Below are 13,919 nucleotides of genomic sequence, written 5' to 3'. Positions count from 1 at the left end.
CGAGCGGATCGGGCCTCGTCTGTGTCTTCTTCTCGCTCTGGCAGGGTTCATGGATATCGCTCTCGATCTGCAATCGATCAACGCGCAGGAACAGGCGCTCGTTTTTCCCCATTTCGATCCGGCCCGCGCGTGGGCGCTCGGCAACCGGCTGCACGCGCTCGCGACCGCGCGCGGCCATGCGGTCGCGATCGATGTCGGCACGTTCGGCCAGCCGCTCTTTTTCGCGGCGCTGGCCGGCACGACGCCCGACTACGTCGACTGGGTGCGCCGCAAGCGCAACGTCGTCGCGCATTTTCGCCGTAGCTCGTATGCGGTCGGGCTGCGCGCGCAGCAGGCCGGCACGACGCTCGACGCGAAGTACGGCCTGGCGGTCGCCGAATACGCGCCGTTCGGCGGCGCGTTTCCGCTGACGGTGGCGGGGGCGGGCGTCATCGGCACGGTCACCGTGTCGGGGTTGCCGCAACGCGCGGACCACGAGCTGGTGGTCGAAGCACTGTGCGCGGAGCTGGGCTGCGATTACGCCGCGCTCGCGCTGGACAGGAGCTGAGCGATGCAGATACCGGGATATGCGTGGCTTGCGATCGCGATCGTCGCCGAGGTGATCGGCACCTCCGCGCTGCGCGCGGCGGACGGCTTTACGCGGCTCGGGCCGTCGCTGATCGTCGTGGCGGGTTATGCCGCCGCGTTCTATTGCCTGTCGGTCACGCTCAAGACGATGCCGGTGGGCATCATCTATGCGGTCTGGTCGGGCGCCGGCATCGTGCTGATCACGCTCGTCGCGATGCTGCTTTACCGCCAGGTGCCGGACGTGCCGGCGATGATCGGCCTGTCGCTGATCATCGCCGGCGTCGTGGTGCTGAACCTGTTCTCCAGGATGCAGGCGCACTGACCGGCGCGCCTGCGATTGCCGGATTTTCTTCATGACCGATTCCACTGTCGATATCGCCCAGCCCGACGTGCGCGCCTTCGTCGCGAACCGCATCGGCTTTCTCGAGCTGAACCGGCCGAAGGCGCTCAACGCGCTGTCGGTCGAGATGATCCGCATGCTGCACGCGGCGCTGAACGCATGGCGCGACGATCCGGAGGTCGTCGCCGTCGTCGTCTGCAGCCCGCATCCGCGCGCGTTCTGCGCGGGCGGCGACGTGCGCTTCTTCCACGATGCGTGGGGGCGCGGCGATCGCGACGCGGTCGATACGTTCTTCATCGAGGAGTACTCGCTCAACCACGCGATCTTCACCTATCCGAAGCCTTACATCGCGTTGATGCACGGCGTCGTGATGGGCGGCGGGATGGGCATTTCGCAGGCGGCGCGCCATACGGGCGGGCTGCGCGTCGTGACCGACTCGACGAAGATGGCGATGCCGGAAACGCGCATCGGCCTGTTTCCGGACGTCGGGATGAGCTGGTTCCTCGCGCGCACGCCCGGCGCGATCGGCCGCTATCTCGCGGTCACGGGCGCCACGCTCGACGCGGCGGGCGCGCTGTACGCACAGCTCGCCGACGTCTATCTGCCCGATGCGGCGCTGCCCGCGCTGCTCGATGCGCTGCGGCACGAGCCTTTCGCGAGCGGCGCGCAGGTCGTCGAATGCGTCGCCGCGGCGGCCGCCGCGCACAAGGTCGTGCCGACGCCCGACACGTCCGCGCTTGCCGACGCGCGTGCCGGCATCGACCGCCATTTCGCGCATCCGGATCTGGTCGCGATTCTCGCGTCGCTCGACGGCGAGCAGGATTGCGCGGCGGTCGATGCATGGGTCGAGAAGGCGGGTGACGCGATGCGCGGGCAACTGTCGCCGCTGTCGATGGCGGTGTCGCTCGAGGTGGTCGAGCGGGCGCGCGGCGCGACGATGGCCGATTGCCTGCGGCGCGATCTCGATCTGACGCGCTCGACGTTCGCGCGCGGCGACGTGATCGAAGGCGTGCGCGCGCTGATCGTCGACAAGGATCAGCAGCCGGTGTGGCGATTCAAGTCGATCGGCGAGGTCGGCCGGGCCGACGTGCTCGCGATGTTCGACAGCCCGTGGACGCCGCAGACGCATCCGCTGCGGGATCTGAAGGACTGAGCAAACGTCTTCCGGGTCAAGCCCGATGAAGTGAAGCGTGCCGACGCGCGCTGGTTCTGACCATGGCATTGAGCATGGTCAGAAGCTTGCGCATGCAGGCAACGAGCGCGACCTCGGCCAATCTGCCGCCCGCCGCGCATGTGGGCGGCTCAGTCCTCGCCGGCGTCGTCGGACATGAACGCACGCAGGAACACGAGCGTGCCCCAGCCCCACATCGCATTCGCCGCGAAGCCCACCGCGAGCGGCGGCAGCATGTTGCCCGACGGCCAGATGCCGCGCAGCGGGTCGATCGCGAACACGCGCGCCGCGGTGAGCACGACGCCGCCGAATACGAACGCGCCGATCCACGGCGCATGTTGCTCCCGCGACACGCGCAGCAGCCACGCCAGCAGGATCGCCCAGCCTGCGCTCATCAGCGCGTTTGCGACAAATTCAGGAATGCCGAGCGGTAAGAGCGGGAGGGTCGAGAAACCCGTCGCGTCGATCACGTTCGCCGTGTGCAGGAGCGCGAGCGTCGCTTCACGGAAGAACAGGGCGGCGAGGAAGCCGGAAAGGAAAGGCAGGATGATTTTCTGCATCGGTGACACCGCATACGCGCGCGGCGCGTGCCGCACCCGTGAAATTGTTCGGATGGATGCGCCATTATAGGGGCGCTCGGGACGACCTTCGTTCCAGCGACACCCTAATCACGAAAGCGGAAAACCTAAGCTCAAAAAAATCGTTCCAAAGCGCTACCCCCATCCCTAGACTGATTTCCCAGAAACAGCCGCGCATTCGCGTACTCGCCCGCCGCGCGGCCTGACCGGCGAGACATCCCGATTCGAGCGCACGCGACGTGCGCGCCACCCGCCGGTGACGCGCGCAGGGCGGGCTTTTATCTCAATTCCTGGTAAGGCCAGTCAGGCAGGAGCAGCAGATGAACGTATTCTGGTTTATCCCCACGCATGGCGACAGCCGCTATCTCGGCACGACCGAAGGCGCGCGCGCCGCGGATTACGACTACTTCAAGCAGGTCGCGGTCGCGGCCGACACGCTTGGCTACGAAGGCGTGCTGCTGCCGACCGGGCGCTCCTGCGAGGATGCGTGGGTCGTCGCATCGAGCCTGATTCCGGCGACGCGCCGCCTGAAGTTCCTCGTCGCCGTGCGGCCCGGCGTGGCATTGCCCGCGCTCTCGGCACGCATGGCCGCGACCTTCGACCGGCTGTCCGGCGGGCGGCTCCTGATCAACGTCGTGACGGGCGGCGACGCGGCCGAGCTCGAAGGCGACGGGCTGTTCGCCGATCACGACACGCGCTACCGGATCACCGACGATTTCCTGCACATCTGGCGCGGGCTGCTGAGCGCGTCGCACGACAGCGGCTCGTTCGACTACATCGGCTCGCACCTGCAGCTGAAGGGCGGCAAGGCGCTCTATCCGCCGGTGCAGCGGCCGCACCCGCCGCTGTGGTTCGGCGGCTCGTCGCCGGCCGCGCACGCGATCGCGGCTGATCACATCGACACCTATCTGACCTGGGGCGAGCCGCCCGAGGCCGTCGCGAAGAAGATCGCCGACGTCCGTGCGAGCGCGGCCGAGCGCGGCCGCCAGATCAAGTTCGGCATCCGCCTGCACGTGATCGTGCGGGAAACCGAGGAAGAGGCGTGGGCCGACGCCGACCGGCTCATCAGCCGCCTCGACGACGACACGGTCGCGCGCGCGCAGCAGGTGTTCGCGAACATGGATTCCGAAGGGCAGCGTCGCATGGCCGCGCTGCACGGCGGCAAGCGGGGCGGCCGCAAGGAGCTCGAGGTGTACCCGAACCTGTGGGCGGGCGTTGGCCTCGTGCGCGGCGGCGCGGGCACCGCGCTCGTCGGCAATCCGGAGCAGGTGGCCGCGCGGATGCGCGAATACGCGGAACTCGGCATCGAGACTTTCATCCTGTCGGGCTATCCGCACCTCGAGGAATCGTACCGGTTCGCCGAACTGGTGTTCCCGCTGATCAAGGGGCGCGACGCGGCGAACTCGACGGGGGCGCTGTCCGGTCCGCGCGGCGAGATCGTCGGCAACAACTACGTGCCCAGGGCGAGCCAGAGCTGAGCGACGGAGGCGCACGATGACAACGAAACTATCGGCAACGGGCGGCAGGCTGGCCGCCCACGCATGGCGCGGCGTGGCGCCGTGGCTCGTGCCGCTCGCACTGCTGGCCGGATGGGAGCTCGCCGCGCGCGTCGGGTGGCTGTCGACCCGCGTGCTGCCCGAGCCGGTCGCCGTCGTGCGCGCGGCGTGGGGGCTCGTCGCGTCCGGCGAGATGTGGGCGAACGTCAAGGTCAGCACGTGGCGCGCGCTCCTCGGCTTCGTGACCGGCGGCGGCGTCGGGCTTGCGCTCGGCCTCGCGACCGGCCTCTCGAAGGCCGCGGAGACCGCGCTCGACTCGACCATCCAGATGATCCGCAACATCCCCGCGCTCGCGATGATTCCGCTCGTGATCCTCTGGTTCGGCATCGACGAGAGCGCGAAGCTGTTCCTCGTTGCGCTCGGCGTGTTCTTTCCGGTCTACATCAACACCTACCACGGCATCCGCTCGGTCGACGCGAACCTGATCGAGATGGCGAAGAGCTACGGCGTGCGCGGCTTCGCGCTGTATCGCGACGTGATCCTGCCCGGCGCGCTGCCGTCGATCCTGGTCGGCGTGCGTTTCGCGCTCGGCCTGATGTGGGTGATGCTGATCGTCGCGGAAACGATCTCCGCGCAATCGGGCATCGGCTACATGACGATGAACGCGCGCGAATTCCTGCAAACCGACGTGGTGGTGGTCGGGATCCTGCTGTACGCGGTGCTCGGCAAGCTGGCCGACGTGCTGGCCAAATGGATCGAGCGCGCGACGCTGCGCTGGCACCCCGCCTATCAACCAGGAGCGAAGGCATGAATGCGACGACTTCGGCGGCCGTCTACGGGCCGCTTTCCGGCGCCGATCTCGAAACCGAGCTTGCGCATGCGCGCATCGCGGACGGCAACGCCCGCGATGCGGCGATCCTCGAGCGGGACGGCGGCGCGGCCGTCGTCCCGCTCGCGCGGCGCGGCGCGGCGAACGGCGCGCGCGACGACCACGCGGTCACGCTGCGCGGCGTGAGCAAGCGCTTTGGCGCGCGCACGGTGCTCGCCGACGTGGATCTCGGCATCGAGCGCGGCAGTTTCGTCGCGATCGTCGGACGCAGCGGTTGCGGCAAGTCGACGCTGCTGCGCCTCGTGGCCGGCCTCGAGACGCCGAGCGATGGCACGCTTGCCGCGCACGGCGACGCGGGCGGCGCGCTCGACACCCGGATCATGTACCAGGACGCGCGCCTGCTGCCGTGGAAGACCGTGCTGCATAACGTGATGCTCGGCCTCGGCCGGGGGGGGCGCGATGACGCGCGCGCGGTGCTCGACGAGGTTGGCCTGCTCGAACGCGCGAACGACTGGCCGGCGCAGCTGTCGGGCGGCCAGCGGCAGCGCGTCGCACTGGCGCGTGCACTGGTGCACCGGCCGCAACTGCTGCTGCTCGACGAGCCGCTCGGTGCGCTCGACGCGCTGACCCGCATCGAGATGCACGCGCTGATCGAGCGGCTGTGGCGCGAGCACCGCTTTACCGCGCTGCTCGTCACGCATGACGTGCAGGAAGCCGTCGCGCTCGCCGATCGCATCCTGCTGATCGAGGAAGGGCGCGTTGCGCTCGATCAGGCGGTGCCGCTGGATCGGCCCCGTGGCCGCGCGTCGGCGGGGTTCGCGGCGCTCGAGGACCGGGTGCTGCAGCGGGTGCTCGCAGGTGGCACGGCGACGGCGCAATCGGCGCAGCCTGCGCGGGAGGCGAGCGACGGGCTGCCGGCCGGGCGGATTCGCTGGGCCGTTTAGGGCCTGTCGTTGGCGCGGACAGGCGCTCGCCCGTTCGTTTTCAGACGTTTTTTCGGGAGTGGTCAACGCGATGAGCATTACCGCGATCAATGTGCGAAACCAGTTCAAGGGCAAGGTCAAGGAGATCATTCGCGGTCCCGTGGTGTCCGAGGTCGATGTCGAGACGCCGTTCGGCATCGTCACGTCGGTCATCACGACCCGCTCGGTCGATGAACTCGAATTGAAGGTCGGCGCGGAAGTCGTTGCGCTCGTGAAGTCGACCGAGGTGTCGCTCGCCCGGCTGTGAGTGCCGGGCACAGGGCTGGCATGCGGCGGGCCGAGCGTTGCCTGCCCGCCGCATGCGCGCGCAACGTCGCGCCGCGTATGCATTGATGTTCGTCGTCCGGGCGAAGTGCTAGGATGGAGCGACAACGATGCCGGAGGCGGCGCATGTCCCCCATCCTTACTCCCGAAGCCATCGAAGCGCTGAAGTGGATCGACCAGTTCGGCGACAGCCGGCCGTTTCCGGCCGCGTTCAGCGACATCGTCTATGTGTTGATCAGCGAAGGGCTGATCTACGAGCCGACGCCCGGCCGGGTCGATCTCACCGATGACGGGCGCACGTGTTTGTCTGATGAATACGACTGATCCGGTTGCGCCGGCGTACGGGCGTGTCCACGGAACAGGGAGAGCGTGCGATGGAACTGAAAGGCAGCGACCTCGGTGATTTCAGCGAGCCGTACCGCGGCTTCGAGATCGAGGTGAAGACCGAGCAGGTCTGGGACGGCGAGCGCGTGCATTATCGCGTGCTGCAAGGCGACGCGGTGCGCATCGACTGGCGGCTCGTGAAAGTCGACGGCCTGATCCTGACCGAACACCGGATCATCGAGCAGGTGCTCGACGAGGCGCGGCGCGCAGTCGACGCGGAACTGGCGGACACGGGCGGCGCATAGTGCCGGGCGGGCAGGGCGCACATTGCGGTAGAATCGCCGATTGTTCCTGTGCCGTACCTTGCCCGATTTCATGTCTGTTTCGCCCCCGCTCAGCCCGCGCCGCGTTTCCGTCGCGCCGATGTTGGACTGGACCGACCGTCATTGCCGGTCGTTCCATCGCACTCTCTCGCGCCATACGTGGCTCTACACGGAAATGATCACGACCGGCGCGCTGCTGCATGGCGACGTGCAGCGTCACCTGGCGTTCACGCCGAGCGAATCGCCGATCGCGCTGCAGCTCGGCGGCAGCGAGCCGGATGATCTCGCCCGCGCGGCGAAGCTCGGCGAGCAGTGGGGCTACGATGAAATCAACCTGAACTGCGGCTGCCCGTCGGAGCGCGTGCAGCGCGGCGCGTTCGGCGCGTGCCTGATGAACGAGCCGCAGCTCGTGGCCGATGGCGTGAAGGCGATGCGCGATGCGGTGTCGGTGCCGGTGACGGTCAAGCACCGGATCGGCGTCGATACGGTCGAGGACTACGCATTCGTGCGCGATTTCGTCGGCAAGGTGGCCGAAGCGGGCTGCGAAGTCTTCATCGTGCATGCGCGCAACGCGATCCTGAAGGGGCTGTCGCCGAAGGAGAACCGCGAGATTCCGCCGCTCAAGTACGATTACGCGTATCGGTTGAAGCGCGATTTCCCGTCGCTCGAGATCGTGATCAACGGCGGCATCAAGACCCTCGACGAAGTCGCGCAGCATCTCGAGCACGTCGACGGCGTGATGATCGGCCGTGAGGCGTATCACAACCCGTACCTGCTCGCGGGCGTGGACGCGCGCTTTTACGGCGCGACCGAACCCGCGCCGACGCGCGAAGAGGCCGAGGCGGCACTGATCGCGTACTGTGCAGCGGAGCTGAAGCGCGGCACGTACCTCGGTGCGATCGTCCGTCATGCGCTCGGGCTGTATCGCGGGGTGGCGGGCGCGCGCGGCTGGCGGCGCATTCTGTCGGACAACAAGAAGCTGGCGCGCGGCGATCTGGCGATCTTCGACGAGGCGCGCGCGTACCTGAACAGCACCGAAAACAGCGTCGACGAAATTTTTGAAGAAAAAGCTTTGCAAAGTTAAAAAGGGTTTGTATAATCTTATTTCTTCGTTGTTGAGCAGCAAACGAAAGCGACGAAGAAACAGTAGATGTCAGTGGTGGCTGTAGCTCAGTTGGTAGAGTCCAGGATTGTGATTCCTGTTGTCGTGGGTTCGAGTCCCATCAGCCACCCCAAAAAATTCAAGTAAAAACAGGCGCTTAGGCGCCTGTTTTGCTTTTCACGATCTGAATTTCGGAACGGAAATATCAATTTCGGAATTCACTCTGTTGCGTCCGCGGCTTTTACCTTCCGTCTATCGTAGTGTCGGTGCGTCGTGCCGGGATTCGCGTGCGCCGCGAAATCATAGGCATCCGCGTCGCGATTCGCGAGTTTTGTCGTGATGGCGGCGGGGCGAATGTCCTGCAGCGAAAAATAATCCGGGTGCTTCGTCAGCATCGTTTCCATCCCGCCTTTCACCGGCCGGTTGATGCGATTCGCGATCCGCTGCGCCGCCTCTCGCATCTTCTTCACCTCCTGCTCCCTCGCGATCTCCGGATCTCGCTCGCCGATGAAGGCGTACATCGCGTCCTGCCACACCGACGCCCAGCCGCTCTTCGAGTACATCTGGCCGCGCCGGTTCGGGAACAGGAAGTCGCTGTCGAGCTGCCGGTCGCGCTTCGCGCGCTCGACCACGGCGCGCAGCCGCGGCGACCAGTGCCGCAGCTTCACCGTCTGCGCCTCGCCTTTCTTCCGCTTCGCCGCGATCACCTTCACGCCGCCCTCGGTTAGGCCACCCATGTGGTACGGGCGAACCTCGGCCGCACGGAACCCAGTCAGGTAGCAGAACATCGCGGCGACGCCCATCGTGCGGTATGCCTGGTTCTGTCGCAGCGCCCACACGTAGAAGCTGAGCACCTGGTGCCGCTCGATCGCGCGCACGTCCTTCTCGGCCTTGTTTTGCATCATGCCGGTGAACGGGTTCGCCTTGATGACGCCCCACCGGATCCAGTAATTGCACATCGTCGACATCAGCGCCATGTCCTTGTTGGCGCCGATCGGCGCGCCGGATTTCGCACGCGCGTCGAGGTACTGGTAGCCGTGGATCGTCTCGAGCCGCTCGGGCGCCATCCGGCCGAAGAACTTCGTGAGGCGGTCGTACGCGGACGTGCGCACGGCCTTGCCGTCGCGCGACTGGTCGCGGTAATGCTGCGGGTCGATCTCGTCGCGGAACCGCTCGATCGCCTGGCCGACAGTGCCGGCGATGATGGCGCCTTCCTGAATATCGAGCGCGCGGCGCTTCGCGGTGCGCTCGGCGACGACGAGGGCGGCGCGGTCGCCACGCGGCGCGGTCGCGAGGGTCTCGGACCGGCCGTCTGGGTACTTGTACCAGAACGACACCTTGCGTGCGCCGTTGCGGCGGTACAGCCGGTCGACCCCGGTCGATTCGTTTTCAGCAGAAGGCTTGGAGGTTCGGGCCGGCATCGTGTCGTGTCGCTTTGGGTTTCGTGGAGAGGCCGAGCTTCTGGTCGCGGTACGCGCGCGCGACCTTCGGCACGCCGTTCATGTCGAGGACGTAGCGCCAGTGGTTCTGGTCGAGCCAGCGGGACATCGCCGCGCGCCGATTCGGTTTGCAGCCGACTAGATCGGCCAGCTCGTGGGCAGTGAGATAGTCGCTCATGCTAGGATTCCTCGGAAAAGCGAGGGCAAAGCGTGAAGATTGACAAGTGGGTAATGATCTTGGGCTGCGCTGTATTCACGATTGCAATTCCGGTGTTCGTGCACTACCGGCCACATAGATCTGGTGATGTTGCGGCGTGGGTACAAGCCATTGGCTCGATTGGCGCCATCTTTGTTGCAATATTCATCGCGTGGCATCAGCGCGTCGAAGATAGACGCCGCGAGGCCGTGAAGGCGATGGGTGAGGTGAAACGGAAGTTCAACGGGTGGTATGCGATCACCCGCGAGGCGATCAATCTTCTGCTGGAATTGCCACATGAAGAATCCTCGACGATTGAGGCGGCACGGGAATATTTTCTTGTACGTAAAAATCGTATTGCTCGTGAAATCGCCTTCGACGCGCTCAATGCAATACACCTGCCGGAAGTCGAGCCGTTCGAACTGCGCGCATCTATCCTGGAGCTGCGCTCGGCGACAGCGGCAAGTCTCGAATTCTTTCCGTCCGGCGACATGACTTCCGATATGCATATGAGGTACTGGCTCTTTGAACAGGAGGAGCTCGAGCGCCTTCGAGATATTGCAGAGGCGGCTCGCTCTCAGTTCGATAGCTGGTCGAGACAGCTTTCCCGCTCGCGTTGATTGCAGTTGGCTGAATGGGGCGTAGGTCATTGCGTCCTCCATTCGGTACCGCGAACGATCCGGCCGACCGGCTCGAGCACCAGCACCTCGGATTCCTTGTCGGCGCGCACCAGCGCGCGGCCGCGCTTCTGCGCTTTCTCGAGCGAGTCGTGACGCTGCGGCTTGCAGTTCCGGCCGACCGTCACGAACAGTGGCGCGCGGGCGCCGACCGGGCCGAGCGTCAGCTCGTCGATGCGCGCCTCGAGCGCGGCGCAGTTCGTGCGCCAGGTCTCGGCCTCCTGCTTCAGCTCAGCGTTCTCGATCTGCAGCTGCGAGATCTGGCCGGCCACATCCGCGACGAGAGTCTCGTTTTCGGTGGTGAGGCGCGCGACGTCGGCGCGCAGGCCGCCGATGACGAAGTTCGCGTCAATCACGTCGGGCGACGCGGCGGCATCCGGTGTCTCCGTCACCACGGCGGCCGGCGGCGCGTCGACAGCAGGCTGCGCGGGCGCGGCGGCGCGCGCGAGCCAGTACACGTATTCGTTGCCGCCGCCGACGCGCTTCTCGCGCTCGACCGTGCCGTCGTTGAGCATCCTGTTCAGCTCCTTCGTGACCTCGAGCTGAGGAAGTCCGAGTCCAGCGGCGATCGCCTTCGCGGTGGCGTCGGGCTTCGCGCCGAGGACGCGTTCGATGTCGATTCTCATGCGGCCTCCCGGACATGGCGCTGCGCGGCGGCCGTGATCTGGCCGTTCTCGACCCAGAATGCTTCGATGCCATCGGGCAGGCCGCTCGGCGGTGCCTTGAGGCTCATAAACACGAACGCTGTGTCGATCTGGTTGGCGTAGGCGAGGTCGTCGAGCCAGTACAGCAGGCGGTCGCGCTCCTGCGCGATGAGGACGTCCGCGCGATCGAGCACGAGCAGCTTCAGGCCGGAGAAGTGGCTGATCGCGGCCGCGATGTGCGCGTTGGCGCGCCAGCACTCGGACTCCGAAAGCAGGTCGTACGGCCGGCCGTTCGCGAGGATCTCCATCTCGGGCGTGATCGTGACGTCCGCCCATTCGGACATTTCGGCGAGCGCGGTCAGGCGCGCGTTCATCGGCGTGAGCGCTTCGCGCAGCAGATCGGCGGGGATGCCGTTCGGCGCGAGCGCGTCGGCGATCGCATCCCACGCGCAGACGTCGCTGTGCAGCGCCGCGGCTTTCTTCGCGAGATCGGCAGCAGCTGCCGCGCGGCGCTCCGCGTCGCGCGCGGCGTTGATGTCTGTGTCGAGCTGCTTGCGGCGCGCCTGCAGCGTGCCCAGCTCGCCGCGCAGACCGTCGACGCTCTCGCGCGACATGGGCGTGTCGTTGCCTGCGGCTTCGTCCTCGAGCAGTTTGAGCTGCGTTGCGGCCGCGTCTGTGGCTTCGAGGTCGGCGCGCCGGTTGCGCGCCGCGTTCTGCAGCATGCTCAGGCTGCGCTCGTACTCGGGCAGCTTCGCAACGGCGTCTTCGTCGCGTTCGGCGCCGGCCGTCGCCGCGGTGAGCGTGCCGAGTAGATAGCGCAGCAGTGCGCCGCACTCCGGGCACGTGCATTCGACGCCCGTCGGCGCGGCGCCGGTGCGCGCGCGCAGCGCCTCGACTTTCGGCAGGAACTCGTCGACCTGGTCGTCGGCGAGCTGCGCGAGCTCGGCAGCCTTGGCGTAGCCGGCCGCCACCTCGCGCAGCGCTGCGATCTTCGCGGCACGGCCGCGCGCGGCGGTCTCGCTGGCGTCGGCCGCGCCGATCTGCTGCCGCAACTCACCGATCTGGCCGTCGATCGACGCGCGCTCGCCCTCGAGCTTCAGCAGCGCGGCCGCGTCGAACGAGACGGCCGCCGGGCGCCACGTCTCAGCCTTCTGGCTGCCGTAGGTCTCGCCGGTCGTCGCGCGCCACGCCTGTTTCGCTCCGCGCGCGCGGTCCGCGGCTTCCTTGTGGGCCGCGTCGAACCCGGCGCGCAGCAGCGGAGTAATCGCGTCGAGGCGTGCGGCTGCCGGGGCAGGGATCGCGTCCGCCTTCATGCCGAGCCGCGCGACGAGCCGGCGGCGCATCTCGTCGGCGCCGACCTTGATGCCCATCAGGTCATACAGGAACGCGCGGCGCTCGGCCGTCGCGAGCCGCGCGAAACGCTGCGCGTCGAGGACGAGCGGCAGGCGCGCATCCTCGGCGATCTCGCGCTTCAACTTGCCGGCGGGCAGGGCGATGCTGTTCGCCTGCTCGCCGCACGCGACGACGATCTGGCCGGATTCGGCTCCCTCGGTGACGAGCGAGCCGTACTCCTTCTTCAGCGCGACGCGCACGGTGTCGCCCGTCAGCGCCATGCGCACGGCTTCCTGCAGGCTGCTCTTGCCCGCGCCGTTCTGGCCGGCGAAGAGCGCGACCGGCTTCGACAAGCGCAGATCCGCGGCGCGGACCCCGAGCACGTTCTGCACGCAGATGTCGGTGATCTTCATGATTTCGTCGCGATGCGTTACTCGGCGCTGATCGGGCCGCGCGTGCGGCGCGCGGCGGGCGCGGATTGGGTGGTGGCGGGCTTGTCTGCCAGCTGCTCGGCGGCGCTGATTGCACGCATGCGAGCCGAGGCTAGGGCGTTCAGCTCGGCCTTGGCGGCCTCGTCCGGGACGCCGGTGATCGCGCTGCGCGCGAGGTCGAGATCCTCGGGCGTCTTGGCGGACTCGATGTCCTCGCTGATGCCGCGCACCAGGCCGGAAACGTCGAACCCGAAGCCGCCTTGCTGGCCGTCGGTGGCCGGCGGCGCGCCGGCTTCCTCGCGCGCGGGCGGCTCGGAGTCGGCGGGCGGCTCGGCGGCGGCCGCGTTCCCGGTCGGCGTGGCGGCGCGCGGTACTTCTTCGGCTGGCTGCGTGCGGCTGCCGCGCAGCTCGTCGAGCGTTGCGCGATTCATCAAGTAGCTGCCGTCGTCGTGCACGTCGACGATGTCGGCCACTTCCTCGACGCTCGTCAGCCCCATCAGCAGCTCGGGCGCGTACAACTTCCCGAAGAACGAAGCGGTCCGGTAGCGCAGCATGACCTCGTCCATCGTCTGCCACTTGCTTCCGTTCTTCGTGTACCGGCCTTCCTTCACGGCCATCTCGATCGACACGGCCGGGGACTCGATCTGCTCGCCGGTTTCCTTCTCGGTCGCCCATGCAACGCAGACCTTGTCGATGATCGGCACCTGCTTGGTGATCGTGCTGCGATTGCCGTTTTCCCAGACCGTCTCGACGCGTTCGACGGTCTTTTGGCCGAGCACCTTGATGTCGAAGCGCAGGGGCGAGAAGCGGCCGCAGCTCGACCTGGTGCCGCCCGCGCCCATCCCGGCAGCGCCGATCGTCGCGGCGGCGCCGACGGCGGTTCAGTGAAGGCCGCCGTTCTGGCGCTCGCCGCGTGCGCCACGCTCGCCGGCTGCGATTCGCTGCGCTACGCCGGCATCGCGCGCTACGAAATCCCGCCGCTCGTCGACACGGCCGGCGCGCCGACCGGGTGCTGCGTGCTGCGCGTCTGGAACGGCAAGCAGATGGCGGCCGTCGACGCGGGTTTCACCCGGGCGCCTGACGGCTCCTACAGCATCTCGCTCCGCGAAACTGACGTTCAGGCGTTCGCAGCGCAAGCTACCGCCGCAGCTGCGGCATCCAACGTCGTCGCTGCAGCCACGTCGGCCGCCGTGACGGCCCTCAAGACCCTCAAGTAAGGAAAT

18 protein-coding genes, 1 tRNA gene and 1 pseudogene are annotated in these 13,919 nt (G+C 67.3%); 13 read left to right on the top strand and 7 right to left on the bottom strand.

Annotated features, from left to right (window positions below):
• Window positions 1-49 precede the first annotated feature (49 nt).
• The 3 genes from LIG30_RS09365 to LIG30_RS09355 are packed head-to-tail and all read left to right on the top strand — an operon-like array spanning window position 50 to window position 2,060.
• Entirely contained in the window at window positions 50-547 is a 498-nt protein-coding gene (locus tag LIG30_RS09365; protein WP_038711546.1) for a heme-degrading domain-containing protein, read from the top strand.
• Between the two features lie 9 nt (window positions 548-556).
• Entirely contained in the window at window positions 557-889 is a 333-nt protein-coding gene (locus LIG30_RS09360) for a DMT family transporter (RefSeq protein WP_442856848.1), read from the top strand.
• Between the two features lie 31 nt (window positions 890-920).
• Window positions 921-2,060, top strand: a complete 1,140-nt coding sequence (locus LIG30_RS09355; RefSeq protein WP_038711543.1) for an enoyl-CoA hydratase/isomerase family protein — start codon at window positions 921-923, stop codon at window positions 2,058-2,060.
• 16 nt (window positions 2,061-2,076) lie between these two features.
• On the opposite strand, the pseudogene LIG30_RS26160 reads toward LIG30_RS09355, so the two are convergent.
• Window positions 2,077-2,193: pseudogene (locus LIG30_RS26160) on the bottom strand (IS110 family transposase); the annotation flags it as partial.
• A 16-nt stretch (window positions 2,194-2,209) separates the two neighbouring features.
• Window positions 2,210-2,638 (bottom strand): hypothetical protein, encoded by a 429-nt coding sequence (locus LIG30_RS09350; RefSeq protein WP_038711626.1) that lies wholly within the window; start codon window positions 2,636-2,638, stop codon window positions 2,210-2,212.
• A 338-nt stretch (window positions 2,639-2,976) separates the two neighbouring features.
• On the opposite strand from LIG30_RS09350, the gene ssuD reads away from it, so the two are divergent.
• The 8 genes from ssuD (at window position 2,977) to LIG30_RS09310 (ending at window position 8,110) form a co-directional block, all read left to right on the top strand.
• The gene (ssuD, locus tag LIG30_RS09345; RefSeq protein ID WP_038711541.1) at window positions 2,977-4,134 is read left to right on the top strand and encodes an FMNH2-dependent alkanesulfonate monooxygenase; all 1,158 of its coding nucleotides are present in this window, start codon (window positions 2,977-2,979) and stop codon (window positions 4,132-4,134) included.
• Between the two features lie 16 nt (window positions 4,135-4,150).
• Window positions 4,151-4,963, top strand: coding sequence for an aliphatic sulfonate ABC transporter permease SsuC (gene ssuC, locus LIG30_RS09340; RefSeq protein ID WP_038711540.1), 813 nt, complete (start codon window positions 4,151-4,153; stop codon window positions 4,961-4,963).
• On the top strand, window positions 4,960-5,925 hold the full coding sequence (locus LIG30_RS09335; RefSeq protein WP_038711539.1) for an ATP-binding cassette domain-containing protein: 966 nt from the start codon (window positions 4,960-4,962) through the stop codon (window positions 5,923-5,925). Before ssuC ends, LIG30_RS09335 begins: the two co-directional genes overlap by 4 nt.
• 70 nt (window positions 5,926-5,995) lie before the next feature.
• Window positions 5,996-6,211 (top strand): TOBE domain-containing protein, encoded by a 216-nt coding sequence (locus LIG30_RS09330; protein WP_038711624.1) that lies wholly within the window; start codon window positions 5,996-5,998, stop codon window positions 6,209-6,211.
• A 143-nt stretch (window positions 6,212-6,354) separates the two neighbouring features.
• Entirely contained in the window at window positions 6,355-6,552 is a 198-nt protein-coding gene (locus LIG30_RS09325; RefSeq protein WP_038711537.1) for a hypothetical protein, read from the top strand.
• A gap of 50 nt (window positions 6,553-6,602) precedes the next feature.
• A complete protein-coding gene (locus LIG30_RS09320) occupies window positions 6,603-6,857 on the top strand; it encodes a hypothetical protein (protein ID WP_038711536.1) in 255 nt (84 codons plus the stop codon).
• A gap of 70 nt (window positions 6,858-6,927) precedes the next feature.
• Entirely contained in the window at window positions 6,928-7,959 is a 1,032-nt protein-coding gene (gene dusA / locus LIG30_RS09315; RefSeq protein ID WP_083493974.1) for a tRNA dihydrouridine(20/20a) synthase DusA, read from the top strand.
• 75 nt (window positions 7,960-8,034) lie between these two features.
• A tRNA-His gene (locus tag LIG30_RS09310) sits at window positions 8,035-8,110 on the top strand.
• An 85-nt stretch (window positions 8,111-8,195) separates the two neighbouring features.
• Here the strand turns inward: LIG30_RS09310 and LIG30_RS09305 are convergent.
• Both LIG30_RS09305 and LIG30_RS09300 read right to left on the bottom strand, forming a co-directional pair.
• Entirely contained in the window at window positions 8,196-9,398 is a 1,203-nt protein-coding gene (locus tag LIG30_RS09305) for a hypothetical protein (protein ID WP_038711532.1), read from the bottom strand.
• Complete coding sequence (locus LIG30_RS09300) at window positions 9,367-9,594, bottom strand: DUF4224 domain-containing protein (RefSeq protein ID WP_038711531.1); 228 nt, start codon at window positions 9,592-9,594, stop codon at window positions 9,367-9,369. The genes LIG30_RS09305 and LIG30_RS09300 overlap by 32 nt, the downstream gene beginning before the upstream one ends.
• Before the next feature lie 32 nt (window positions 9,595-9,626).
• Between LIG30_RS09300 and LIG30_RS09295 the strand changes: the two genes are divergently transcribed.
• A complete protein-coding gene (locus LIG30_RS09295; protein ID WP_152986050.1) occupies window positions 9,627-10,232 on the top strand; it encodes a hypothetical protein in 606 nt (201 codons plus the stop codon).
• A 26-nt stretch (window positions 10,233-10,258) separates the two neighbouring features.
• Here LIG30_RS09295 and LIG30_RS09290 read toward each other — a convergent pair whose 3' ends face one another.
• From LIG30_RS09290 to LIG30_RS09280, 3 genes are read right to left on the bottom strand one after another with little or no spacing between them, the layout of a single operon-like run.
• Window positions 10,259-10,915: a hypothetical protein gene (locus LIG30_RS09290; protein WP_038711528.1), complete on the bottom strand. Its 657-nt coding sequence runs from the start codon at window positions 10,913-10,915 to the stop codon at window positions 10,259-10,261.
• On the bottom strand, window positions 10,912-12,678 hold the full coding sequence (locus tag LIG30_RS09285; protein ID WP_038711526.1) for an AAA family ATPase: 1,767 nt from the start codon (window positions 12,676-12,678) through the stop codon (window positions 10,912-10,914). The genes LIG30_RS09290 and LIG30_RS09285 overlap by 4 nt, the downstream gene beginning before the upstream one ends.
• A 17-nt stretch (window positions 12,679-12,695) precedes the next feature.
• Window positions 12,696-13,475 carry a hypothetical protein gene (locus LIG30_RS09280; protein ID WP_051994941.1) on the bottom strand — a complete coding sequence of 260 codons (780 nt, stop codon included), beginning with the start codon at window positions 13,473-13,475 and terminating at the stop codon, window positions 12,696-12,698.
• Between LIG30_RS09280 and LIG30_RS09275 the strand changes: the two genes are divergently transcribed.
• Complete coding sequence (locus LIG30_RS09275) at window positions 13,464-13,913, top strand: hypothetical protein (RefSeq protein WP_162491945.1); 450 nt, start codon at window positions 13,464-13,466, stop codon at window positions 13,911-13,913. The genes LIG30_RS09280 and LIG30_RS09275 overlap by 12 nt on opposite strands.
• Window positions 13,914-13,919 lie beyond the last annotated feature (6 nt).

The sequence above is a fragment of the Burkholderia sp. lig30 genome, from assembly GCF_000687455.2.
Lineage (GTDB): Bacteria > Pseudomonadota > Gammaproteobacteria > Burkholderiales > Burkholderiaceae > Burkholderia.
Note: the sequence above shows the minus strand (reverse complement) of the source record. Positions and strands in the feature narration are given on the sequence as shown.